This is a genomic window from Streptomyces sp. NBC_01478, from assembly GCF_036227225.1.
Lineage (GTDB): Bacteria > Actinomycetota > Actinomycetes > Streptomycetales > Streptomycetaceae > Streptomyces.
In genome coordinates this window covers 11,645,822-11,668,395 of record NZ_CP109444.1, presented here as the reverse complement: position 1 = coordinate 11,668,395, position 22,574 = coordinate 11,645,822, and the positions used below count along the sequence as shown (strand labels likewise).

The following is a 22,574-nucleotide window of genomic DNA, read 5'->3' as shown; positions in this document are numbered from 1 at the left end:
GTCCGTCAAAGTGTCGCGCGAGGGTCAGCCCATGTCCAGGACGTGGTCGGCGGCCCGCCAGGCCATGGCCATGATCGGCCCGTTGAGGTTGCCGGAGACCATGGTCGGCAGGACCGAGCAGTCGACGATCCGCAGGCCGGCGACGCCACGCACACGCAGCCGGGCGTCCACGACGTCGTCCTCGGCCGGGCCCATCGCGCAGGTTCCGACGGCGTGGTAGCCGCAGCGGCCGTGGTCGAGACCCGCGTCGATGATCTCCTGGTCGTCGCGGACCGTGGGCCCTGGCAACGTTTCGGCCATGATCCGGCCGGCGATCGGCGCGGCCCCGAAGAGCTCGCGCATACGGCGGAAGAGGGCGGCCCCCACACTGCGGTCGTGCTCGGAGCCGTAGTAGTTCGGCGTGATCGTGAGGGGTGCCTCGGGGTCGGCCGAGGTGATGTGGAGGCCGCCCTCGGCCGTGGGGCGCAGGATGTAGCCGAGGCCCATCACGCCGGGCTCGCGTTCCACGCCGGTCTCCTTGCCCGGAATGTCCGGCATGAGGGACACCGGAGCGATGAGCAACTGCGCGTCCGGGCGGGCGAGTTCGGGGCGGGTCTTGAAGAAGGCGATGACGTCGAAGGCGGGGGCGGCGAGCGGTCCGCGGCGGGTCGCCAGGTATCTGGCCCCCGACAGGGCCTGCCGCAGCGGGGTACTCAGGGCCTTGTTGTAGCCGAGGTTGTCCCTGAGCCGGTACTGGACGACGAAGCAGCGGTGTTCGCGCATTCTGCCACCGACGTGCGGGCTGTCGACCAGGACGTCGACGCCCGCCGCCCTGAGCGTCTCGGCCGGTCCGATGCCGGAGAGCTGGAGGATCTTCGGGGTGGCGATGCCGCCCGCGCAGAGGATCACCTCGCGCCGGGCGCTGAAGTCGGCCTCCCGGCCCTTGCTGCGGGCGCGTACACCGACCGCCCTGCCGTTCTTCGTCAGGACCCTGGTCACCAGAGTGTCCACCGACACGGTCAGGTTCGGCCGCCGCTCCGCCGGGTGCAGGAAGGCGCGGGCGGCGCTGAAGCGCGTGCCGTTCTTGAGGGTGGCCATGGAGTAGCCGATGCGTTCGTCGTCGCCGGCGTTGAGGTCGTCCACACGGTGCCAGCCGAGTCCGGTGCCCGCGGCGATGGCCTCTTCGCAGAGCGGCTCCGGCCTCGGCGCGGTCGAGATGTGCAACGGCCCGCCTGCGCCCCGGAGTTCGGAGGCGCCGAGGGCATTGTCCTCGATCCGCCGGAAGACCGGCAGCATGGTGTCCCAGCCCCAGCCGGGATTGCCGAGCCGCTCCAGCTCGTCGTAGTCGGCGCGGTCACCGCGGTTGTAGACCATGCCGTTGACCGAACTGGAGCCGCCTAGCGTCCGGCCCCGGACCCAGTGTTCGACCCGACCGCTCGGGCCCACCGGTTCGACGGGGTAGTGCCAGGCGAAACGGGGATCACCCAGCAGCTTGCCGAACCCTTTGGGCATCCTGATCAGCGGTGTGCTGTCCCGGCCGCCCGCCTCGATGAGCAGCACGGACGTCCCGGCAGCGGCCGAGAGTCGATCGGCGAGGACACATCCCGCCGAACCGGCGCCCACCACGATGTAGTCGAAGGTTGTCATCGGCTCCCCCTGTCTCCAGTGACGGCTACTCCCCGAAAGGCCGGAACTCCTCCTGCTGCCACCAGGGATAGACGGCCGGCATGTCCTTGCTGACCCGGCCCGGGAACTCGGGCGGCCGCTTCGCGAGGAACGACTCGACGCCCTCCACGGGATCCGGGCCGCCGCCGATCTGGCTCATGATCCGCGAGTCGAGCCGGTGCGCGGCCATCGGATGCGGCTCGCCGAGCATCCGCCACATCATCTGACGGGAGAGGGCGACCGAGATCGCCGAGGTGTTCCCGGCGATCTCACGGGCGAGTTCGTACGCCGCCGGCAGCAGCTCCTCCGGCGGGTGGACGGAGCGGACCAGCCCGGCCGACAGGGCCTCGTCGGGGCCGAAGACACGGCCGGTCGCCACCCATTCCATGGCCCGTTGCATACCCACGGCCCGCGGCAGGAACCAGCTTGCCGCGGACTCCGGCACGATGCCGCGGCGCGCGAAGACGAAGCCGAACTTCGCCGAGGTCGAGGCCAGCCGGATGTCCATGGGCAGGGTCATGCTGGCCCCGACGCCGGCCGCGGGGCCGTTGACCGCCGCGATGACCGGCTTGGTACTGGAGAAGATCCGCAGCGCGACCCGGCCACCGGTGTCCCGGTGCCAGGCACCCGCCCTGCGGTGATCGAAGGACGACCCGCCGGAACTGACGTCGGCCCCCGCGCAGAATCCGCGCCCGGCGCCGGTCACCACGATCACCCGTACGTCGTCGTCGGCGTCGGCCGCGTCCAGGACGTCGAGGAGGTCGCCCATCATCTGCGGGTTGAAGGCGTTCAGCTTCTCGGGCCGGTTGAGCGTGACGGTGAGGATCCGGTCCGCCACCTCGGTCCGCACGGTCTCGTACTCCTGCTCCGGCATGCGCGTCCTCCGTCGGGCTCGTCACTCCGCGACCTGGTTCTCATAAAGCTCAATTAGTTATAGCATTCAACTCTACTGAACTGTTCCTGGATGGTGGCGGTGGAGATGACGGATCTGGTGGTGACGGCCCTCGGGCCGGTCCGGCTGATCGAGCTGAACCGGCCGGACCAGCTCAACGCGATGAGCGAGGAGCTGCACGCCGGCCTCGCGTCGGTCTGGGACACGGTCGCCGACGACCCCGAGGCACGAGTGGTCGTACTCACCGGCCGGGGCAGGGCGTTCAGCGCGGGCGGCAACTTCGACATCATGACCCGGGTCCAGCGCGACCCCGCCTTCCGGCAGCAGAACGTCGACGAGGCCCGGCGGATCATCACCGGCCTGGTCCGCTGCCCGTTGCCGGTGATCGCGGCGGTCAACGGGCCCGCCGTGGGCCTCGGTTGCAGCCTGGCCCTGCTGAGCGATCTCGTCCTGATCGCGGACGACGCCTATGTGGCCGACCCGCACGTCCAGGTCGGTCTCGTCGCGGGCGACGGCGGCGCGCTCGTCCTGCCCCTGCTCGTCGGCCTGACCCGCGCGAAGGAACTCCTGTTCCTGGGCGACCGGATGAACGCCGAGGAAGCCGTCCGGCTCGGCGTCGCCAACCGCGTCGTACCGAAGGACAAGCTCCTGGACGAGGCCATGGACCTGGCCGGACGGCTGGCCGCCCTGCCCACGCAGGCGCTGCGCGGGACCAAGCGGGCGGTGAACCTGCATCTGGAGCAGGCCATGGCCGCCGTACTGGAGCCGGCACTGCTCGCGGAGCGGGACAGCATGCACGACCCGGACCACATCGCCGCGGTGGAAAAGATCATCGCCTCGCGCGGACGTCGCCGCGCCGGTGCGGAGGGCTGAGCGGCATGGACTTCGCCTTCAGCGACGAGCAGGAGGAACTGCGGCGCACGGTAAGGGCGTTCCTCGCGGACACCTCACCCGAGACCGAGACACGACGACTGATGGAGACGCCGGAGGGCTTCGACCGGGCGCTCTGGCGCCGGATGGGCACGGAACTCGGCCTGCAAGGGCTGGCCGTCCCCGAGGAGTACGGCGGTGCCGGGTGCGGACCGGTCGAAGTGGGCGCGGTCATGGAGGAGTTGGGCCGGGCGCTGGTGTGCACGCCCTTCCTCTCCTCGGCCGTACTGGCGACGACCACGCTGCTGCGCTGCGACGACGAGGACGCCCGCAAGCGTCTGCTGCCGGGGCTCGCCTCCGGCGAACTGGTCGGAACGCTGGCCCTGACCGAGGACTCCGCCCGCTGGGATCCGACGGGAGTCCGACTCAACGCCCGTGCATCAGAGGGGCGTTGGCTGCTGACCGGACACAAGACGTTCGTCCTCGACGGCTCCACTGCCGATATCGTCCTCACCGTGGCGAGAGGCGACGACGGGATCGGCGTGTTCTGGGTGGAAGGCGACGCGAAGGGACTGACCCGCTCCCCTCTGCCCACGATGGACCCGACCCGCCGGCAGGCCCGCCTCGACTACGACGACGTACCGGCGACCAGGCTGCGTACGCACGGAGACGGCTGGGACCTCGTCTCACAGGTGCTCGACCGGGCCGCGGTGGCGCTCGCCGCCGAACAGGTGGGGGTGGCCTCGCGCGCGCTGGACATGGCGGTGGAATACGCCAAGGTACGGCACCAGTTCGGGCGGCCCATCGGCTCCTTCCAGGCCGTGAAGCACCTGCTCGCCGACGTCCTGCTCGAAGTGGAATCGGCGCGTGCCGCCGCGCACTTCGCGCTGCTCGCCGCCGAGAGCGAGGACCCGGACCTGCCCGCGGTGGCGAGTCTGGCCAAGGCGTTCTGCTCGGACGCCTGCCTCCAGGCGACAGAACAGAACATCCAGGTCCACGGCGGCATCGGCTTCACCTGGGAGCACCCGGCCCACCTGTATCTGAAGCGGGCCAAGACATCTCAACTCCTGTTCGGAGACCCGGCGTTCCACCGCGAACTGCTCGCGCGGCACATCGGGCTGGACGCGGTCACAGTGGACGGAGCGGCATGAAGGTCGACGGAAAGCTCAGCGTGTGGGGTACCGCGGAGGTCGTGGCGGAGGCCCTGCACCACGAAAAGGCCGGCTACGACGGGCTGTGGGCCTCGGAGTCGCAACACGACCCGTTCCTGCCGCTGCTGCTCGCGGCCGAGCACACCGAACGGCTGGAGGTCGGTACGGCGATCGCGGTGGCGTTCGCCCGCTCACCCATGCAACTCGCTTACACCGCCCACGACTTGCAGGCCTACTCCGGCGGGCGCTTCTCGCTCGGCCTGGGCAGTCAGATCAAACCGCACATCGAGCGGCGCTTCTCGATGCCGTGGAGCCGCCCGGCCGCCCGTATGCGCGAGTACGTAAGCGCGCTGCGCGCGATCTGGGCCGCCTGGAACGAGGGCGAGAAGCTCGACTTCCGCGGCGACTTCTACACGCACACGCTCATGTCCCCCTTCTTCTCTCCCCCGCCCGCTCCCGGCGGCGCCCCGAAGGTCTTCGTGGCCGCGGTCGGCGAGGCGATGACCCGGGTGGCCGGCGAGGTCGCCGACGGGCTCCTGGCGCACGGCTTCACCACCGAGCGGTATCTGCGGGAAGTGACCCTCCCGACCGTCGAGTTGGGCCTCGAACGGTCCGGCCGCACGCGCGGCGACTTCTCCGTCTCCCATCTCCTCCTCACCGCGACCGGCCGCACCGAGGAGGAGTTGGCGCTCGCGATCGACGGCACCCGCCGCCAGATCGCCTTCTACGGCAGCACGCCCGCCTATCGCGGCGTCCTGGAGCTGCACGGCTGGGGCGACCTCGGCGACGAGCTGAACGCGCTGTCGAAGTCGTCCCGGGAGGACAAGTGGGAGGCGATGGGCGGGCTCGTCGACGACGACGTCCTGCACACCTTCGCGGTCGTCGCGGAGCCGGACCGGGTGGCGAGCGAGATCAGGCGCCGGTACGGGAGCCTGGTCGACCGGGTGTCCTTCTACACCGCGTACGAGATAGACGCCGAGGTGTGGGAGCCGATCGTCCAGGAGCTGCACGGAATTTGACGGTGCGTCAGTCGAGCAGGTCCAGGACCGTCGTCATGGACCTGCTCCGCAGCAGGTAGTCCTCGGCCTCCTGGAGATGGAGGCGCCACAGCTCCTCGGCGGCCTCGGTCCGGCGCCCGGCGACCAGTTCGACGAGGGCGCCGTGGGCGCGGAAGCCCCGGCGGTTGGCCCGGATGTTCTCGGGGCTGCCGGCGTCGAGGTCGACGTGGGACCAGTTCGCCTGGTCGATGATGTGCCGGACCATGCCGTTCAGGACGCTCAGCGTCTCATTGCCGGCGAGTTCGACGACGAGGGCGTGGAACTCCATATGGGCGCGGATGAAGGCCGAGGGGTCGTCCATGAGTCCCTCGGCCTCGGTGACGGAAGCCCGCAGCCGCTCCAGGTCCCGGTCCGTGCGGCGCTGGGCCAGCAGACCGGCGCACGGCGCCTCGATGACCGTACGGGCGTCGTAGACGTCCTTGAGCGTCGTGCCGCGGTACTCGAGGACGACTCCCGCGTAGCGGGCGGCGACCGTGCCCTCGGGGACCTGCACCCGTGCCCCGCCCCGGGCGCCCCGGCGCACGCTGATCAGCGACTCCGACTCCAGTACCCGGAACGCCTCGCGCAGTGTCGGCCGGGAGACGGCGAACTCCGCCATCAGGGCCGTCTCGGCGGGCAGCGCGTCCCCCTCGGCCAGTTCCCCGCGCACGATCTTGCGGCGCAACTGTGCCGCCACCAGCTCGGCCATCTTGGGGACCCGCACCGGCGTGTTCGCCACGGCATCCATCTCCTTCAGTCACCTGGGACCGGCACGAAGTACGGCAGGGTGATCTCGTCGGTGAGAGGCCTGAAGTCCACGCGCACCCGCATGCCGATGACGACGTCGTCCGGGTCGCCCGCGTCGACGTGGGAGAGCAGGGTGCCGCCCTCGTCCAGGTCGATCACGGCCAGCGCGAACGGTGTCTCGAAGCCGGGGCCGGGTGCGCGGTGGACCACGGTCACCGAGTAGACGGTGCCCCGGCCGGCGCTGGGCACGTACCGCCAGTCCGCCGACATGCAGCCGGGGCAGGCGGGTTCGGGCACGAGGAAGCGCAGCCCGCAGGCCGGGCAGTGCGGGACGACGAGGTCACCGCGCCGGGCCGCGTCCCAGAACGGCTGGGACAGCGGCGTGGGGACGGGTACGGGCCGGCTCATCGGCTCCTCCCCAGCACGCTCATCTCGTAGTGCTGAGCGCCGGAGCCGGCGTTGCCGACGACCGCCAGCTCCGCGCCCTCGACCTGATGGACGGCGGTGCCGCGCAACTGCCGTACGGCCTCGACGACTTTGAGGGTCATCTGCTGGGTTCCGTTCCACGCGTACGCCAGGCAGCCGCCGTCGGGATTGACGGGGTGCTTGCCGCCGACGGCGATGGCACCGCTGGCGGCCAGAGGCCCTCCCTCGCCCTCGCCGCACAGTCCGAGGATCTCCAACTGCCTGATGATCTCGAAGGAGTTGGGGTCGTAGAGGGAGAAGACGTCCACGTCCTGCGGGCCGATGCCCGCCATGGCGTAGGCACGACAGGCCGCGTCCCGGCCGAGTTGGCCGACCTCGCGGTACAGCGCGGGGTTGGCGTACGCGGCCTGGTGGTACTCCATGCCGCCGCCGAGCACGGCGACGGGCGGGCGGGGCAGGTCCCGGGCCCGTTCGGCGGTGGTCACCACGAGGGCGGCGCCGCCCTCGCCGACGATGCAGCAGTCCAGCAGGTGGAACGGTGTGGCCACCATGCGGGAGGCGAGCACGTCGTCGGCGGTGTACGGGCCGCGGCCGTACATCATCGCCTCCGGGTTGGTGGAACCGTTGTTGCGGACGGTGGCGGCGACCTCCGCGAGCTGGCGGGCGGTCGTCCCGTACTGGTGCATGTGCCGGGCCGCCACCAGCGCGAACTGGGCGACGACGTAACTGCCCCAGACGTCGGCGAACTCCAGCGGTACCCCGGCGCCGACGGGACCCGCACCGCGCGAGACCAGCTTGCAGCCGCCGACCACGACGGTGTCGGCGAACCCCGCCCGTACGGCCGCCGCCGCCTTCAGCAGGCCCCGCGAGCCGGCGTTGTCGAGCATCGAGTCGCTGGTCCAGCGCAGGTCCCGGCCGAGCATCCGCGCCCAGGAGCTGCCCTCGCCGGGCACACCGCCCGGGCCGGGCCAGTCGACCTGGGCGCCGTCGACGTCCGCCGGGGTCAGCCCGGCGTCCTCGATCGCGCCACGCACCGATTCGAGGGCGAGGCCCATCGCGTCGCGGTGCGGGAGGGACAGTGCCTGCTCGGTGGCGTGCACGCCGACGACGACGGGTTGGCGGTCGTTCACCGGGTCACCGCCCCGCGCCGAGCTGGTCGCCGCCGGGATAGCCGCCCCCGCCGAAGCGCTCGTCGAGCGCCTCGTAGTCCTTGGCGAAGTCCTTGGTGCGCGGCAGCGCCTCGACGAACTCCACCGTCTTCGGCTTCTTGTACGAGGCGATCCTGGCCCGGCAGTGCTCGATGACGTCCGCGGCGGTGACCGGTCCGGCGTCCGGGTGGAGGACGGCGACCGCTTTGACGTCCTGCGCCCAGCGCTCGTTCGGCACGCCGATCACGGCGGCCTCCTTCACCGCCGGGTGGGACTCGATGCAGTTCTCCACCTCTGCCGGGAAGATGTTCTCCGCCGCCGACTTGAGCATGCGGGTCGTGGTGCCCAGGAAGCTGATCGTGCCGTCGGATTCGCGCCGGCCGAGGTCGGTGGTGTGCCACCAACCGAAGCGGAAACGCTCCTCGTTGATCTCGGGCCGGTTCCAGTACCCGAGATGCACGAGGTCGCCGCGGACGCAGATCTCGCCCGCCTCGCCGACCGCGCGCTCCTTGCCCGTGCTGTCGAGGATGCGTACGGCGGTGAAGGGGCCGGGGCGGCCCGCGTTGCCGGTGCCCGTGCCGCCGTAGGCGCCGGTCACGGCGAAGCCGGTCACCTCGGTCTGGCCGTAACCGCGGCCCTCGCCGCCGCCGTTGCGGGTGAAGCGGCTCGCGTCGGTGGGGACCGTGCCCTGCCACAGGGGGGCGGCGACGCTGGCGCGCAGGTGCGAGAGGTCGTGGCCCACTTCCCTGTTGAGGGCGACGAGTTGGGCGATCGTCGGTGGCATCAGGTACGCGTGCGTGCACCGCTCCTGAGCCAGCAGCGGGAGCAGTTCCTCGGCGACGACCCGGCGGACGACGACGTTCTTGCCGCCGTGCACGAAGGCCGGGACGCCCCAGAACTGGTAGTTGCCGATGTGGAACATCGGTCCGGCGCCGAGGAAGGCGGTCTCGGTGCCGATGTCCCCCATCCAGGCGGCGCTCGCGCCCATGGCGAGGAGGTTGCGGTGCGAGAGCATCGAGCCGGACTGGCGTCCGGAGATCGCCGCGGTGTAGATGACCAGGAGCGCCGAGTCCGGGTCGACGTCGATGGTCGGGTCCTCGGCCGCGCCGGAGGCCAGGAACGACTCGTAGGAGCCGGGGCCCTCGGAGTCGTGTCGGAGCCACAACGCCCGGTGGTCGCTGCCGAGTTCGGCCCGTGCCTTGGCGACCGTGTCGCCGATCTCCTCGTCCTGCCAGATCACCACCCGGGGGTCGAAGTCCTCGACGGCGAACGCCATTTCGGGGGCGGCCCAGCGCCAGTAGCCGGGACAGACCATGGCGCCGATCTTCGCGGCCGCGCCGAGCAGTTCCCAGATGCGGAAGGAGTTCTGTCCCAGCCAGAGGACACGGTCGCCGGGGCCGACCCCGGCGGCCGTGAGTGCCTGGGCGAGGCGGTTGGTGCGCTCGTCCAACTGCGGCCAGGTCAGCCGGACTTCGCCGTCGACGAGGGCGATGCCGTCGGGGAAGGACCTTCGGTGCTCACGGATGATGTCGCCGAACGTCAGGCGGCGGGCGGAATGCATGCTCTTGGCTCCCAGGGCTTTCGGAAGGCGGGTGTCAGACGCGGCTGATGCCGACACCCTTGACGTGGACGAACTCGTCGAGACCCGCCTTGCCGCCCTCCCGGCCGAACCCGCTCGTCCCGACGCCGCCGAACGGCGTGGTGGGCGAACTGATGGGGTTCGGGCCCGGGTTGACGTAGACCGTCCCGGCTTTAAGACGGGGCACCAGGCGGTTCACGCGCCCGATGTCACGGGACTGGATGTAGGCGGACAGGCCGTACTCGGTGTCGTTGGCGAGGGCGACGGCCTCGTCCTCCGTGTCGAAGGGGGTGATGGCCAGGACCGGGCCGAAGATCTCCTGCTGGGCGAGGTCGCTGCGGTTGTCGACGTCGGCGAAGACGGTCGGGGACACGAAGTAGCCGTCGGAGTCGATGCGTTCACCGCCGTACACGAGCCGCCCCGCACCACCTTCGACCGCTTTGTCGATCACGCCCTGGACGCGGTCGCGGGCGGCTTCGTCGATGAGCGGTCCGATGTACGTGGTCGGGTCGAGCGGGTCACCGACGGGCAGGTGGGCGACCACACCGGCGACGCGCGTGACGACCTCGTCGTAGATCGACCGCTCGACCAGCAGCCGGGTCGGCAGTGCGCAGCCCTGGCCGGTGTTGCTCATGGCGAAGGCCGCGCAGTACGGCACCACGGTGTCGAGGTCGGTGTCGGCGAAGAGCAGGTTGGCGGACTTGCCGCCGAGTTCGAACACGACGGGTTTGAGGGTCAGTGCCGCGTCGGCCATGATGCGGCGTGCGGTGGCGGGGCCTCCGGTGAAGGAGATTTTGTCCACGCCGGGGTGGGTGACCAGGGCCGATCCCGCGTCACCGAGTCCGGTGACGACGTTGACGACCCCCTCGGGGATGCCCGCCTCGCGGGCCAGGTCGGCGAAGAGCAGCGCGGAGAACGGCGTGGACTCGGCCGGTTTGATGACCACGGTGTTGCCGGCGGCGAGCGACGGCGGGACCTTCATGGCCAGGGACAGCGCGGGTGAGTTCCAGGTGATGATGTGGCCGATGACGCCGTAGGGCTCGGCTACGGTGTACTCGATGTTCTCGTGCGGGCTGTAGGCCGCGCCGACCATGCCCTCGATCTTGTCGGCCCAGCCGGCGTAGTACTCGGTCCACTCGGCGACATGCGGTCCGACGTTCGAAGCCCAGCCGCCGATGCAGACGCCGTTCTCCAGCGGGCAGATCGCGGCGAATTCGGGGATGTGGTCGCGGAGGAGCTGCGCGAAGCGGGTGAGCAGGCGGCGGCGCTCGGCGGGGCGCATGGTGCCCCACACCTCGAAGGCCTGGCGGGCTGCGGCGACGGCCCGGTCCACCTCGGCGGGGCCCGCGAGCGGGATGTGCGCCTGGACGAGGCCGGTCGCCGGGTTGCGGTGCTCGTACTGGCCGCCGCTCGTGTCGGTGACGTCCTTGCCGCCGATGACCAGGCGGGGGCGCGGCAGGTCGTGCTTGGCTCTGTCCTGGTGCAGCTTCACGTCGACCGTGACCACGGTTGCCTCCTTGAGCCGCATCCCGCATCTCGCTTAAATAGCTAACCTATTTATCCAAGCCAGTCAATGCGTCCGTCCACAGTCAGAGCCCCAGCGAGCGCCCGATGATCTCCTGCATGATCTCCGAGGTCCCGCCGAACACCCGCTGCACCCGGCTGTCGCGCCAGATCCGGGCGATCTCGTACTCGTTGACGTAGCCGTAGCCGCCGAACAACTGCATGCAGCGGTCGATGACCTGCCAGCCGGTCTCCGAGGTCCAGTACTTGGCCGCCGCAGCCTCCTCGGCCGTCAACTCGCCCTGGAACAGGGCCATGATGCAGCCGTCGACGTAGACGCGGGCGGCGCCCAGCTTGGCCTTGATGTCCGCGAGGGCGAACCGGTTGGCCTGGAACTCGCCGATCGGCTGCCCGAACGCCGTGCGGGTCTTGGCGTAGTCCAGCGCCAGTTCGAAGGCCCGCTCGGCGGCCGCCAGCGAGGAGACGGCGATGGCGAGGCGCTCGGTCGGGAGGTTGCCCATCATGTGGTAGAAACCGCGGTTCTCCTGCCCGATGAGGTTCTCGGCGGGGACGCGGACCTCATGGAAGAAGAGTTCGGCGGTGTCCTGCGCCTTCATTCCGACCTTGTCGAGCTTGCGTCCGCGCTCGAAGCCCTCCGCGTCCCGCTCGACGACGATCAGGCTGATGCCCTTGTGCCCGGCGTCGGGGTCGGTCTTGCAGGCGACGACGACCAGGTCGGCCAGGATGCCGTTGGTGATGAAGGTCTTGGAGCCGTCGATCACCCACTCGTCGCCGTCGCGGCGGGCAGTGGTGCGGATGGCCTTGAGGTCGGATCCGGCGGCCGGCTCGGACAGCGCGAGCGCGCAGATCGTCTCGCCGCTCGTCGCTCCGGGCAGCCAACGGGCCTTCTGCTCAGGGGTGGTGAGGCGTGTCAGGTAGGGCGGGATGACGTCGTTCTGCAGCCCGAGTCCGATGCCGACCGAGCTGGTGGCCGCCATCTCCTCGGCCATGATGGCGTTGTAGCGGAAGTCCCAGATCCCCTGGCCGCCGTACTCCTCCGGGAACTGCCAGCCGATGAGTCCGGCCTTGCCCGCCGCCGCCCACGCGGCCCGGCTCACCTGTCCGTCCCGCTCCCACTGCTCCGCGTACGGAGCGCATTCCCGCAGGTAGTAGGAGCGGGCGGTCTCCCGGAACAGCTCGTGCTCCTCGGTGAAGATCGTTCGACGCATACTCGACTCCGCTCAGGCATCTCGCTTATTTAGCTGAAGTAGTTATACGATAGCGCTGTATCGACAGCCGGGCGAGGGAGGGCGCGTGAGCGTACGGGACAAGGTGGCACTCGTCACCGGAGCGGGCCGCGGCATCGGCGAGGCGATCGCCGACCGACTCGCCGCCCAGGGGGCCGCGGTCGCCGTCTGCGACCTGGACGCGGAGGCGGCCGGCAAGGTCGCGGGCCTGCTCGCGGAGCGGTACGGCGTGCGGGCCACGGGAGTCGGCGCGGACATCTCCGACAGCGCGGCCGTGCGCACAGCCGTGGAACGGATAGCCGCCGAACTCGGCCCGGTGGACGTCCTGGTGAACAACGCGGCCGTCGACGTCATCGGCCGGTTCGTCGACAGCGCCGAGGAGACCTGGGACCGGATCATCGCCGTCAATCTGCGCGGGACGATCACGATGACCCGGGCCGTCCTCGACCCGATGATCGAGCGGGGCGGCGGCCGGATCGTCCACATCGCCTCGGACGCCGGCCGGGTCGGCTCGTCCGGCGAGGTCGTGTACTCCGCGACGAAGGGCGGCGTCATCGCCTTCGGCAAGGCCCTCGCCCGCGAGGTCGCCCGGCACGGCATCACCGTGAACAGCGTCTGCCCGGGTCCCACCGACACCGCGCTGCTCGGGCAGGTCGCCGAGTACAGCCAGAAGATGTACGACGCGACCGTGCGGGCGATCCCGCTGCGCCGCGTCGCCCAGCCCGCCGACATCGCCGGTGTGGTGGCCTTCCTCGCGTCCGACGACGCCGCCTACATGACCGGGCAGACGCTCTCGGTCAGCGGCGGCCTCACGATGGTCTGAGGTGGACACCGTGCTGCGTGTCGAACTCCGGGACCGGATAGCCGTGTTGACCCTCGACAGCCCGGAACGGCTCAACGCGATCGGCTCCGAGACCGTGGACCGGCTCACCCTCGCGCTGAACGAGCTGCGCGACAACGACGACGTACGCGCCCTGGTCGTGGCCGGGGCGGGTCGGGCCTTCTCGGCCGGGGCCGACATCGGTGAGATCGAGTCGTTCACGGCACCCCGGCAGTTCCACTCCTTCGTCCAGCGACTCACCGACGCGTACACGCTGTTGGAGGACTTCCCCAAGCCCTCGGTCGCGGCCGTCCACGGGTTCGCCTTCGGCGGCGGGCTCGAACTCGCGCTCGCCTGTGACCTGCGGGTCGCGGAGCGGGGCGCACGGCTCGGCCTGCCCGAGATGAAGCTCGGCGTACTGCCGGGCGCCGGCGGCACACAGCGGCTGCCGCGTCTGATCCCGCCCGCGATCGCCAAGCAGATGATCCTCACCGGCGAACCGATCGACGCGGAGCGGGCCCACGCGCTCGGGCTGGTCAACGAACTCGCCGAGCCCGGCGAGGCGTTGGCCGTCGCCGAGGCACTCGCCACCGCACTGGCAGCCGGGGCTCCGCTGGCACTCGCGGCGGGCAAACGGCTCATCGACTACGGCCTCGGGATGGACCTGGAGGCGGCGATCTCGTACGAGCGCGAGACCGTCTCGGTGCTGTTCTCCACCGAGGACAGGGTCGAGGGACTGAAGGCCTTCCGGGACCGCCGCCCTGGCGAATTCCGAGGCATCTAGCAGGCGTACCGACAGACAGGGAGGTGGGTTGTGCGGCCACTGGAAGGCATTTCGGTCGTCGAACTGGGCATGTGGGTGGCGGCTCCGGCCGCTGCCACGATGCTCGCGGACTGGGGCGCGGACGTGGTGAAGGTCGAGGCGCCGACCGGCGACCCCAACCGCTACACGCTCCGGCACGTCGGCCAGGACATCGACAGCGCGCCCCCGTTCGAGACCGACAACCGCGGCAAACGCGGGATCGTCCTCGACCTGCGCTCGGACGACGGAAAGGGCGTACTGGAACGGCTGTTGGAGCGCGCCGACGTCTTCGTCACCAACCTCCGCCCCGGCGCGCTGGAACGCCTGGGCCTGGCCCCGGACGAACTGCGCGCCCGCCATCCCCGCCTGGTCGTCGGCACGTTGACCGGCTACGGCTGGACGGGCGCGGAGCGCGACCGTGCCGGCTACGACGTCTCCGCCTTCTGGGCGCGGCCCGGCATCGCCGCCATGCTCAACCCGGCCGGTGAGCCGCCGCCCGGCATCCGGCCGGGACTCGGCGACCGTACGGCCGCTGCCAACCTGGTGGCCGGCGTACTGGCCGCGCTGCTGCGCCGCGAACGCACCGGCGAGGGCGGCGTCGTGGACGTGTCGCTGCTCCGCTCCGGCACGTACGCCAACGGGAACGACCTGGCCCTGCAGAACTTCTTCGGCAGGCGCGGCCGTACCCGGCACCGCACCGAGCACGAGTCCCCGCTCTACAACTCCTACCGGGCCGCCGACGACCGCTGGTTCTGGCTGGTCGGCCTGGAGGGCAACCGGCACTGGCCCGGCGTCGTCAAGGCGCTCGGCCGCGCAGACCTGGAGACGGACGAACGGTTCGCGACCGGCAAGGCACGGCGTGGCCATGTACGCGAACTGATCGCCGAGTTCGACGCGGAGTTCGCTCGGCGACCACTGGACGAGTGGGCAGCGCGGTTCGACGCCGAGGGTGTGTGGTGGGCGCCGGTGCAGACGCTCGCGGAGGTCGCGGCCGATCCGCAGGCCGAAGCCGTGGGGGCGTTCGTCGAACAGCCCGGCATGGGTGACGCGCCACCGCTGCGGACCGTGGCAACACCCGTCAGTTTCTGGGGTGTTGACGACAAACCACGCAGCGGTGCGCCGACGCTCGGCGAGCACACAGACGACGTACTCCGCGAACTCGACACAACCGGGAGGTAGCAGGTGGGCATCCTCGACGACAAGGTCGCCGTCGTGACCGGCGGTGGCCGGGGTCTTGGCCGGGCGCACTGCCTGGCGCTGGCCGAGGCCGGCGCGACCGTGGTGGTGAACGACCTCGGCTCCGGCGTGCACGGCGAGAGCACCGGCGACTCCCCCGCCGACGAAGTCGTCGCCGAGATCACCAAGCTCGGCGGGCAGGCGGTCGCCAACCACGCGTCGGTGACGGACTGGTCGGCGACCGAGACCCTGGTCGCGGACACGGTCGCGGAGTTCGGGCGCCTCGACATCGTCGTGAACAACGCGGGGATCGTGCGCGACCGCATGCTGTTCTCGATGACCGAGGCCGAGTTCGACGCCGTGATCGCGGTCCATCTCAAGGGCACCTTCGCGCTCACCCGGCACGCGTGCGCGTACTGGCGCGAGGCGTCGAAGCGGGGTGAGCGCGTCACCGGCCGCGTCATCAACACGACGTCCGGAACAGGCCTGTTCGGCAACCAAGGGCAGTCCAACTACGGTGCCGCGAAGGCGGGGATAGCAGGGCTGACCGTCCTCACCGCCCTGGAGATGCGCAAGTACGGTGTCACCGCGAACGCCATCTCGCCGATCGCGGCCACCCGGATGACGGACGGCCTGTCCGTCGGTGAATCGCTCCAGGCCGTCGACGGCTTCGACCCCCGCGACCCCGCCAACGCCTCGGGCGTCGTCGTCTACCTGGCCTCCGACAGCGCGGCCTGGCTGACCGGCCAGGTCCTGCGCATCGAGGGCAACCGGCTGAACCGGCTCCAGGGCTGGACCGTCGCCGGCGTCCACCCCAGCGCTTCCGGACAGGCGCTCACCTACGACGAACTCGTTGACGCCGTACCGCAGTTGTACGGTGTCGCCCCTGCGGGGCGGGCCACCGGAGTCGGACAGTGAGGGCACGGGGCCATGACGTCGCCGCGCTCGTCCTGCGGGCGACGCTAGGCCCGATGCTCTTCGCGCACGGCTGGAACAAGGTCGCCGGGCCGGGCGGGCTCACGGGCACGACGGGCTGGTTCGAGGCGCTCGGACTGCGACCCGCGGAGGTGCACGCGCGCATGGCGGCCGGGACCGAGATGGCGGCCGGTGTGGGGATCGCGCTGGGCGCGGCCAATCCCCTCCCGGCGGCGGCAGCCGTCGGCCTGATGACGGTGGCGGCCCGAACCGACCATCGCGGCAAGGGTTTCTTCGTCTTCAAGGGCGGCTGGGAGTACGTCGGTGTCGTGGGCGGCGCGGCCGTCGCCCTGGCCGCGCTGGGCCCCGGCAGGTACTCGCTGGACGGGGTGCTGCGCCGCCAACGCACGGGCGCGGGGCCCGCGTTGCTGGCCCTGGGGGTCGGCACGGCGAGCGCCGCCGCGCTGCTGGCCGCGTGCTACCGGCCGGAGCGGAAGCCGGACGAGACAGAAACAGATAACCAAGGGCAATAAGGGAGTCGACATGGACGCGGCTGACTTCAGCGCGGTGCTGTCCGAGGTCCGGCGCTTCGTGCGCGAGCGCGTCGTACCGCTCGAGGCGGAGATCGACGAGAAGGACGAGATGCCCGCGGAGATCCGCGAGGCGGCCAAAAAGATGGGCCTGTTCGGCTTCGCGCTGCCCGAGGAGTACGGCGGGCTGGGGCTGTCGATGTACGAGGAGGCCCAGTTGATGTTCGAGCTGGGGTACACCACCCCGTCCCTGCGCTCGATGTTCGGCACGAACAACGGCATCGCCGGGCACGTCCTCATGGTCGGCGGCACCGAGGAGCAGAAGGCGGACTGGCTGCCGAGGATCGCCTCGGGCGACGTCCTGGCGTCGTTCGCGCTCACCGAGGCGGAGGCAGGTTCCGATCCCTCGACCTTGACCACGAGGGCGCACCTGGACGGTGAGGACTGGGTGATCAACGGCGCGAAGCGGTACATCACCAACGCCCCGCTCGCCGACGTCTTCATGGTCTTCGCCCGCACGGACCCGGACGCCCCGCGCACCCGCGGCATCTCGACCTTCCTGGTCCCGGCCGGCACCCCGGGCCTCACCGTGGCTCCCAAGGACCACAAGATGGGCCAGTTCGGCGCCTGGACCGCGGACGTGTACTTCGACGACGTCCGCGTACCGGCGTCCGCCCTCGTCGGCGGCGAGGCCGGCCTCAACCAGGGCTTCGGCACGGCGATGGGCTGCATCGCGCACGGCCGCGTGCACATCTCGTCCCTCTGCGTGGGCATGGCCGAGCGGCTGGTCGACGAGTCCGTCGAGTACGCCCGCACCCGCCGCCAGTCCGGGAAGCTCATCGGCTCCTTCCAGCTCGTGCAGGGCCTGATCGCCGACTCGATGACCGACTACTACGCCGGCCGCGCCACGGTTCTGGAGGCCGCCCGCGCGTTCGACGCCGGTACGGACACCAAGATCGGCCCGTCCTGCACCAAGTACTTCGCCAGCGAAATGGTGTGGCGGGTCGCCGACCGCGCGGTCCAGGTCCACGGCGGTGCGGGCTACATGCGCGGGGTCGCCGTCGAGCGCTTCTACCGCGACGCCCGCCTGTTCCGCATCTACGAGGGCACGAGCCAGATCCAGCAGGTCATCATCGCGAAGGCGCTGCTGGGCGAGGCCGCCCGGGGCTGATCGGCGCCGGAGACGAGGAAGGCCCCGGGGTCACCACCCCGGGGCCTTCCTCGTCTCCGTGGTCTCCTCAGATCCCGAGCCGGTCCAGCAGCCGCTCGAGGTAGACGGCCGGGCCGCCGAACAGCAACTGCGAGGACTTGGCGCGCCGGAAGTACAGATGCGCCGGGTGCTCCCAGGTGAAGCCGATGCCACCGTGGACCTGGATGTTCTCCATGGCCGCGAACATGTACGCCCGTGAGCAGCACGCGTGCGCCACGGCCGCCGCGACGGGGAACTCCGCGGAGCCCTCGTCGGCCAGTCGCGCCGCCTCCCTGGACGCGGCCTCGGCCAGCTCCACCTGGACGAGCATGTCCGCGCACTTGTGCTTGACCGCCTGGAAGGATCCGATCGGCCGGCCGAACTGGTGCCGGGTACGGGCGTGTTCGGCGCTCGCCTCCAGGCACCTGCGGGCCCCGCCCGACTGCTCGGCGGCGAGCCCGACCGACGCGACGTCCAGGACCTTGGCCATGGTGCGCCCGGCCGCCCCGTCGGCGCCGACGAGCGTCGCGGGCACCGCGTCGAACGTCAGCCGGGCCATCGCCCGGGTGGCGTCCAGGGTCTCCATCGGTCCGGCCGACAGTCCCGAGGCGTCCCGGTCCACGGCGAAGAGCGAGGGGCCGGCGACGGTGCGGGCGACGACAAGGAGCAGATCGGCGGTCGTACCGTCGATGACGAAGGACTTGCGACCGGTCAGCCTCCAGGCGCCCTCCCCGTCCGGCACGGCGCGTGCGGAGATCAGCGCGGGGTCCCAGGATCCGCTGTCCTCGGCCACCGCGAGGGCGGCCGTCGTCCGGCCGGCCGCGATGCCGGGGAGATGACGTGCGCAGGCCTCCCGGTCGCCGGAGGCGAGCAGTGCCTGGGCCGCGAGCACGACCGTCGCGAAGAAGGGGGCGCACAGCAGGGCACGGCCCATCTCCTCCAGTACGACGCCGAGTTCGACGAGGCCGAAGCCGTCACCGCCGTACTCCTCCGGGATCACCAGGCCCGGCAGCCGCAGTTGGTCGGCCGCCTGTGCCCATACCGCCGGGTCGTAGCGCGGCTCGCTCTCCATGAGCTTGCGGACGGCTTCCTCGGGTGACTTGGCTTCCAGGAACTCCCGTACGGAGGCGCGTAGTTCACGCAGTCCGGTCTCGTCGGCGGTCATGACCGCACCTCCTTGGGCAGTCCGAGGACGCGTTCCGCGAGGATGTTCTTCATGATCTCCTCGGTGCCGCCGAGGATGCGCAACGCCGGGGTGGCGAGGAGGAGTTCGGACCAGGCGTAGGTGCCCCACTGCCCGGTGTCGGCGATGATCCGGGGGCCGAGCACGTCGGACACGAAGTGTGCGGCTCGGGTGAGGTTCTGGCCGTACATCAGCTTCGAGACGGACATCTCGGGGCCCGGTGTGCCGCCGGCGCGCAGCATGCGCAGGGCACGGGTGTTGAGGTGCCGGGTGGCGAGGGCGTCCACGAGGAGTTCCGCGAGCCGGGCGCGCAGAGCGCGGTCGTCCCAGGTCCAGGTGGCGCGCATCAGGGCCGAGAGGTGGTCCGGGGACAGCGCGGCGGCCACCGGGCCCACGCCCTCGCTGCCGACGGTCGCGCGCTCGTTCATCAGGGTGGTCAGGGCGACCGTCCAGCCGCCGTCGACCTCGCCGAGCCGGTGGTCGTCGGGGATGCGGACGTCGGTGAGGAAGACCTCGTTGAAGTCCGCGCCGCCGGTCATCTGCCGCAGCGGCCTGACCTCGACGCCGGGGGCGTCCATGGGGACCAGGAAGGCCGTGATTCCACGGTGCTTGGGCGCGTCCGGGTTCGTGCGGGTGAGGGCGAGGCCGATCTGGCTGTGCTGGGCGACCGAGGTCCACACCTTCTGTCCGTTCAGCACCCAGTGGTCGCCCTCCCGGACCGCCCGGGTGGCGACGCTCGCCAGGTCGGAGCCCGCGCCGGGTTCGCTGAACAGTTGGCAGGCGATGGCGTCCCCGCGGTACATCGCGGGCAACCACCGTTCCTTGATGTGCGGTTGGGCGTGGGCGAGGATCGTCGGTCCGATCATGCCGAGGCCGATCACGCTGAGCACTCCGGTGTGGGCGACGTCGTACTCGGACTCGACGGCGTCGTAGAGCAGGTCGTGGACGGGGGTCAGGCCCCGGCCGCCGTACTCCACCGGGCCGGTGATCCAGCCGAAGCCGTGCTCGTGGCGGACGCGTTGCCAGTCGCGCGCCCGTTGCACGTGCTCGCGTTCCGCCTCGGGCGGGAGGCTGCTGAAGTACGCCATCGAGTCGTCGCCCTCGCCCCAACTGGGGGCGGTGCGGTCGGGGGCCTTCGGTGCGTGGGCGTCGAGGAAGGCGCGTGCCTCGGCCGCGAAGTCCTGCATGTCGTCTGCCATGTCCGCTCTGTCCTCAGGTGCTCAGGATGGTGACCGCCGAGACGCCCGGCGCGCCGTACAGGTGGGTGTAGCCGACGCGGGGTGTGCCGGGGATCTGTCGGTCTCCCGCCGTGCCGCGCAGTTGGAGGACGATCTCGTGGATCTGGCGCAGTCCGGACGCGCCGATCGGTTCGCCGTTGCCGAGGAGTCCGCCGTCGGTGTTGACGGGGAGTCTGCCGCCGATCTCGGTGGCGCCCTCGGCGATGAGGCGTTCCTGCTCGCCGTCCTTGCAGAGGCCGTTCTCGGCCATGTGGATGACCTCGGATCCGGCGTCGGTGTCCTGGAGTTGGGCGACGTCGACGTCCTCGGGGCCGATGCCCGCGCGCTCGTACGCCTCCCGCGAGGCGTCCACGGTCGGGCTCGCGACGACCTCCCCGACGGGGAAGGACGGGCTCTGCACCTCGAAGGCACCGAGCCGGCGGCTGCGCAGGGCGGTGGACCGGATCCGTACGGGCTTCCCGGTGTACTTGTGGGCCTGGTCGGCCCGGCACAGCACGAGGGCCGCCGCACCTTCGTCGGGGCCGCAGTACATGTACTGGCGGAGGGGGTAGTTGAGCACGGGCGAGGCCAGAATCTCCTCCACCGACAGGGGAGTTCGGCGCCACGCCTTCTCGTTCCGGGCCGCGTTGCCGAAGTTCTTGGCCGCCACCCGCGCGAGCGTCTCGTGGGAGATGCCGTGGTCGTGCATATAGCGGTTGATCTTCATGCCGAAGAAGTGGGTGGTGAGGAAGAGGCCGGTCTGCCCGTACCAGGAGGGGATGCCTGCCACGGACGGGTCGGCGGCGAACGCGCCGCGCGGGTGCTTGTCCAGGCCGATCGCGATGGTCAGGTCGTGCTCGCCGGTCTCGATCGCGCGGGCGGCCAGCGCCACCGAAGTTCCGGCCGTGGCACAGCCGTTGAACACCCCGCGCAGGGGTACGCCGGTCAGGCCGAGCCGGGCGACGATCGCGTCCGGGTTGGCGACCTCGTAGCTGCCGATGTAACCGCCCTGGATCTGCGGCCAGTTGACGCCCGCGTCGGCGAGCGCGAGCCGTACCGCGTCCGCGCCCATGTCCAGTGCGGTCTTTCCGGTGAACCGGCCGAAAGGATGGAGTCCCACCCCGATGATGACGGCCTCGGTCATGATGCCTCCTCCTCGGCCGGGGCGAACGCGAACGTCACGACCTCGGTGCCGTCGTCCCGCACGGTGTAGGGCACGAGGGTCAGCCGCATCTCCTGCCCGATCCGGAGCTTGTCCGGGTCCGGTTCGGTGAGGCGCGCCTCGACCAGCAACTCGCCGGGGAGCTCGATGTACCCGACCGCGTACGGCTCGAAGGCCTCGGGGCCGTCGTACGGCGGGGACGGCGGGCGGAAGTCCTGGGTGGTGTACGTCCAGAGCGTCCCGCGCTCCGCCAGGAGCCGTTCCTTGGACTCGGTGCTCGCGCACCGGACGCAGTCCGAGGCGGCGGGGAAGCTCACCAGTCCGCAGCCCGTGCACTCGGAGCCGATGAGACGAAGGGGTGTGCTCTCGTCGGGCGGCCAGGTGAACAGGCCTTCCGCCACCGGTATTTGAGTGGTCGTCATCTCACGCCCCGTTCCGGTTGCCGAGTGCGTCGGCGTTCGGAGCCGCCTTGGCCACCAGGTTCGGGACGACCGAGGTCAGTTCCTCCGGTGTCCAGCGCGACTCCGCGCTCGCGCCGGGGCCGTTGACCCAGCCCTCCAGGACCGTGATGCGGTTGCCGACGACGCCGAAGACCCGGCCGGTGACCTCGCGGGAGGCGGCCGAGCCGAGCCAGACGACGAGCGGGGAGATGGCTTCGGGGGTGAGGTCCTGGGCCTCGGCGGCCTGTCTCATCATCTCGATGTCCTCGGTCAGCCGGGTGAGCGCGGTGGGCGCGATGGCGTTCACCGTCACGCCGTAGCGGGCGAGTTCGGCCGCCGCGATGACGGTGAGGCTCGCGATGCCGGCCTTGGCCGAGCCGTAGTTGGACTGGCCGGGGTTGCCGAAGATGCCGGACGGGGAGGTCGTGTTGATCACCCGGGCGTCGTTGTCGTGGCCGGACTTGGCGCGCTCGCGCCAGTACGCGGCGGCATGGTGCAGGGTGGCGAAGCTGCCCTTGAGGTGGACGGCGATCACACTGTCCCAGTCCCGCTCGGTCATCGACACGATCATCCGGTCCCGCAGGATGCCGGCGTTGTTGACCAGCACGTCCAGGCCGCCATAGGTGTCCACGGCCTGTCGGACGAGCCGGCCGGCGCCGTCCCAGGCCGAGATGTCGTCCGTGTTGGCCACCGCCTCGCCGCCTGCCGCGACGATCTCGTCGACCACGATCTGGGCGGGTCCGGCCGAGGCGCCTCCGCCGTCGCGCGCGCCGCCCAGGTCGTTGACCACGACCTTCGCGCCGTGCGCGGCGAACGCCAGGGCGTGTGCCCGGCCGATCCCGTTGCCGCCTCCGGTGACGACCACGACCCGGCCGTCGACCACTCCTTCGGACATC

22 protein-coding genes are annotated in these 22,574 nt (G+C 71.0%); 9 read left to right on the top strand and 13 right to left on the bottom strand.

The features are described 5' to 3' along the window. Positions 1 to 24: 24 nt before the first annotated feature. Positions 25 to 1,626 (bottom strand): GMC family oxidoreductase, encoded by a 1,602-nt coding sequence (locus OG223_RS51800; RefSeq protein WP_329264775.1) that lies wholly within the window; start codon positions 1,624 to 1,626, stop codon positions 25 to 27. 25 nt (positions 1,627 to 1,651) lie between these two features. Then, a complete protein-coding gene (locus OG223_RS51795) occupies positions 1,652 to 2,518 on the bottom strand; it encodes a crotonase/enoyl-CoA hydratase family protein (RefSeq protein ID WP_329264773.1) in 867 nt (288 codons plus the stop codon). A 90-nt stretch (positions 2,519 to 2,608) separates the two neighbouring features. On the opposite strand from OG223_RS51795, the gene OG223_RS51790 reads away from it, so the two are divergent. Genes OG223_RS51790 through OG223_RS51780 form a run of 3 tightly spaced genes read left to right on the top strand, consistent with a single transcriptional unit; the run spans position 2,609 to position 5,576 of the window. Further along, positions 2,609 to 3,409 carry an enoyl-CoA hydratase/isomerase family protein gene (locus tag OG223_RS51790; protein WP_329264771.1) on the top strand — a complete coding sequence of 267 codons (801 nt, stop codon included), beginning with the start codon at positions 2,609 to 2,611 and terminating at the stop codon, positions 3,407 to 3,409. A 5-nt stretch (positions 3,410 to 3,414) separates the two neighbouring features. Beyond that, entirely contained in the window at positions 3,415 to 4,557 is a 1,143-nt protein-coding gene (locus tag OG223_RS51785; RefSeq protein WP_329264769.1) for an acyl-CoA dehydrogenase family protein, read from the top strand. After that, positions 4,554 to 5,576 (top strand): LLM class F420-dependent oxidoreductase, encoded by a 1,023-nt coding sequence (locus OG223_RS51780; protein ID WP_329264767.1) that lies wholly within the window; start codon positions 4,554 to 4,556, stop codon positions 5,574 to 5,576. Before OG223_RS51785 ends, OG223_RS51780 begins: the two co-directional genes overlap by 4 nt. Before the next feature lie 7 nt (positions 5,577 to 5,583). Here the strand turns inward: OG223_RS51780 and OG223_RS51775 are convergent, their stop codons facing one another. From OG223_RS51775 to OG223_RS51750, 6 genes are all read right to left on the bottom strand, one after another. Then, complete coding sequence (locus tag OG223_RS51775; RefSeq protein WP_329264765.1) at positions 5,584 to 6,342, bottom strand: FadR/GntR family transcriptional regulator; 759 nt, start codon at positions 6,340 to 6,342, stop codon at positions 5,584 to 5,586. A 5-nt stretch (positions 6,343 to 6,347) separates the two neighbouring features. Beyond that, positions 6,348 to 6,749 carry a Zn-ribbon domain-containing OB-fold protein gene (locus OG223_RS51770; RefSeq protein WP_329264763.1) on the bottom strand — a complete coding sequence of 134 codons (402 nt, stop codon included), beginning with the start codon at positions 6,747 to 6,749 and terminating at the stop codon, positions 6,348 to 6,350. Beyond that, positions 6,746 to 7,897, bottom strand: coding sequence for a thiolase family protein (locus tag OG223_RS51765; RefSeq protein WP_329264761.1), 1,152 nt, complete (start codon positions 7,895 to 7,897; stop codon positions 6,746 to 6,748). The genes OG223_RS51770 and OG223_RS51765 overlap by 4 nt, the downstream gene beginning before the upstream one ends. 4 nt (positions 7,898 to 7,901) lie before the next feature. Further along, on the bottom strand, positions 7,902 to 9,476 hold the full coding sequence (locus OG223_RS51760; RefSeq protein ID WP_329264759.1) for an AMP-binding protein: 1,575 nt from the start codon (positions 9,474 to 9,476) through the stop codon (positions 7,902 to 7,904). 34 nt (positions 9,477 to 9,510) lie between these two features. After that, a complete protein-coding gene (locus tag OG223_RS51755) occupies positions 9,511 to 11,001 on the bottom strand; it encodes an aldehyde dehydrogenase family protein (RefSeq protein ID WP_329264757.1) in 1,491 nt (496 codons plus the stop codon). An 82-nt stretch (positions 11,002 to 11,083) separates the two neighbouring features. Then, entirely contained in the window at positions 11,084 to 12,226 is a 1,143-nt protein-coding gene (locus OG223_RS51750; protein WP_329264756.1) for an acyl-CoA dehydrogenase family protein, read from the bottom strand. 85 nt (positions 12,227 to 12,311) lie between these two features. Between OG223_RS51750 and OG223_RS51745 the strand changes: the two genes are divergently transcribed. Genes OG223_RS51745 through OG223_RS51720 form a run of 6 tightly spaced genes read left to right on the top strand, consistent with a single transcriptional unit; the run spans position 12,312 to position 17,658 of the window. Beyond that, positions 12,312 to 13,067, top strand: a complete 756-nt coding sequence (locus OG223_RS51745; RefSeq protein ID WP_329264754.1) for an SDR family NAD(P)-dependent oxidoreductase — start codon at positions 12,312 to 12,314, stop codon at positions 13,065 to 13,067. A gap of 1 nt (position 13,068) precedes the next feature. Further along, positions 13,069 to 13,848 (top strand): enoyl-CoA hydratase/isomerase family protein, encoded by a 780-nt coding sequence (locus OG223_RS51740; protein WP_329264753.1) that lies wholly within the window; start codon positions 13,069 to 13,071, stop codon positions 13,846 to 13,848. 30 nt (positions 13,849 to 13,878) lie between these two features. Next, entirely contained in the window at positions 13,879 to 15,045 is a 1,167-nt protein-coding gene (locus OG223_RS51735; protein ID WP_329264751.1) for a CaiB/BaiF CoA transferase family protein, read from the top strand. A 3-nt stretch (positions 15,046 to 15,048) separates the two neighbouring features. Beyond that, the gene (locus OG223_RS51730; RefSeq protein ID WP_329264749.1) at positions 15,049 to 15,960 is read left to right on the top strand and encodes an SDR family NAD(P)-dependent oxidoreductase; all 912 of its coding nucleotides are present in this window, start codon (positions 15,049 to 15,051) and stop codon (positions 15,958 to 15,960) included. Beyond that, positions 15,957 to 16,490 (top strand): DoxX family protein, encoded by a 534-nt coding sequence (locus OG223_RS51725; RefSeq protein ID WP_329264747.1) that lies wholly within the window; start codon positions 15,957 to 15,959, stop codon positions 16,488 to 16,490. The genes OG223_RS51730 and OG223_RS51725 overlap by 4 nt, the downstream gene beginning before the upstream one ends. Positions 16,491 to 16,500: 10 nt before the next feature. Then, complete coding sequence (locus OG223_RS51720) at positions 16,501 to 17,658, top strand: acyl-CoA dehydrogenase family protein (protein ID WP_329264746.1); 1,158 nt, start codon at positions 16,501 to 16,503, stop codon at positions 17,656 to 17,658. A gap of 67 nt (positions 17,659 to 17,725) precedes the next feature. Here OG223_RS51720 and OG223_RS51715 read toward each other — a convergent pair whose 3' ends face one another. From OG223_RS51715 to OG223_RS51695, 5 genes are read right to left on the bottom strand one after another with little or no spacing between them, the layout of a single operon-like run. After that, the gene (locus tag OG223_RS51715) at positions 17,726 to 18,841 is read right to left on the bottom strand and encodes an acyl-CoA dehydrogenase family protein (protein WP_329264744.1); all 1,116 of its coding nucleotides are present in this window, start codon (positions 18,839 to 18,841) and stop codon (positions 17,726 to 17,728) included. Then, a complete protein-coding gene (locus OG223_RS51710; RefSeq protein WP_329264742.1) occupies positions 18,838 to 20,058 on the bottom strand; it encodes an acyl-CoA dehydrogenase family protein in 1,221 nt (406 codons plus the stop codon). Before OG223_RS51710 ends, OG223_RS51715 begins: the two co-directional genes overlap by 4 nt. Positions 20,059 to 20,071: 13 nt before the next feature. Further along, positions 20,072 to 21,220 (bottom strand): thiolase family protein, encoded by a 1,149-nt coding sequence (locus OG223_RS51705; RefSeq protein WP_329264741.1) that lies wholly within the window; start codon positions 21,218 to 21,220, stop codon positions 20,072 to 20,074. Continuing rightward, positions 21,217 to 21,660, bottom strand: a complete 444-nt coding sequence (locus OG223_RS51700) for a Zn-ribbon domain-containing OB-fold protein (RefSeq protein WP_329264740.1) — start codon at positions 21,658 to 21,660, stop codon at positions 21,217 to 21,219. Before OG223_RS51700 ends, OG223_RS51705 begins: the two co-directional genes overlap by 4 nt. Before the next feature lies 1 nt (position 21,661). Next, on the bottom strand, positions 21,662 to 22,573 hold the full coding sequence (locus OG223_RS51695) for an SDR family oxidoreductase (protein ID WP_329264739.1): 912 nt from the start codon (positions 22,571 to 22,573) through the stop codon (positions 21,662 to 21,664). Position 22,574: the final 1 nt, after the last annotated feature.

What these genes read in the sequence shown, in the direction of transcription:
- OG223_RS51775 (WP_329264765.1), bottom strand. Translation starts at nt 6,342, where the DNA reads ATGGATGCCGTGGCGAACACGCCGGTGCGGGTCCCCAAGATGGCCGAG.
- OG223_RS51715 (WP_329264744.1), bottom strand. Translation starts at nt 18,841, where the DNA reads ATGACCGCCGACGAGACCGGACTGCGTGAACTACGCGCCTCCGTACGG.
- OG223_RS51705 (WP_329264741.1), bottom strand. Translation starts at nt 21,220, where the DNA reads ATGACCGAGGCCGTCATCATCGGGGTGGGACTCCATCCTTTCGGCCGG.
- OG223_RS51760 (WP_329264759.1), bottom strand. Translation starts at nt 9,476, where the DNA reads ATGCATTCCGCCCGCCGCCTGACGTTCGGCGACATCATCCGTGAGCAC.
- OG223_RS51695 (WP_329264739.1), bottom strand. Translation starts at nt 22,573, where the DNA reads ATGTCCGAAGGAGTGGTCGACGGCCGGGTCGTGGTCGTCACCGGAGGC.
- OG223_RS51750 (WP_329264756.1), bottom strand. Translation starts at nt 12,226, where the DNA reads ATGCGTCGAACGATCTTCACCGAGGAGCACGAGCTGTTCCGGGAGACC.
- OG223_RS51790 (WP_329264771.1), top strand. Translation starts at nt 2,609, where the DNA reads ATGGTGGCGGTGGAGATGACGGATCTGGTGGTGACGGCCCTCGGGCCG.
- OG223_RS51800 (WP_329264775.1), bottom strand. Translation starts at nt 1,626, where the DNA reads ATGACAACCTTCGACTACATCGTGGTGGGCGCCGGTTCGGCGGGATGT.
- OG223_RS51780 (WP_329264767.1), top strand. Translation starts at nt 4,554, where the DNA reads ATGAAGGTCGACGGAAAGCTCAGCGTGTGGGGTACCGCGGAGGTCGTG.
- OG223_RS51785 (WP_329264769.1), top strand. Translation starts at nt 3,415, where the DNA reads ATGGACTTCGCCTTCAGCGACGAGCAGGAGGAACTGCGGCGCACGGTA.
- OG223_RS51700 (WP_329264740.1), bottom strand. Translation starts at nt 21,660, where the DNA reads ATGACGACCACTCAAATACCGGTGGCGGAAGGCCTGTTCACCTGGCCG.
- OG223_RS51710 (WP_329264742.1), bottom strand. Translation starts at nt 20,058, where the DNA reads ATGGCAGACGACATGCAGGACTTCGCGGCCGAGGCACGCGCCTTCCTC.
- OG223_RS51720 (WP_329264746.1), top strand. Translation starts at nt 16,501, where the DNA reads ATGGACGCGGCTGACTTCAGCGCGGTGCTGTCCGAGGTCCGGCGCTTC.
- OG223_RS51795 (WP_329264773.1), bottom strand. Translation starts at nt 2,518, where the DNA reads ATGCCGGAGCAGGAGTACGAGACCGTGCGGACCGAGGTGGCGGACCGG.
- OG223_RS51770 (WP_329264763.1), bottom strand. Translation starts at nt 6,749, where the DNA reads ATGAGCCGGCCCGTACCCGTCCCCACGCCGCTGTCCCAGCCGTTCTGG.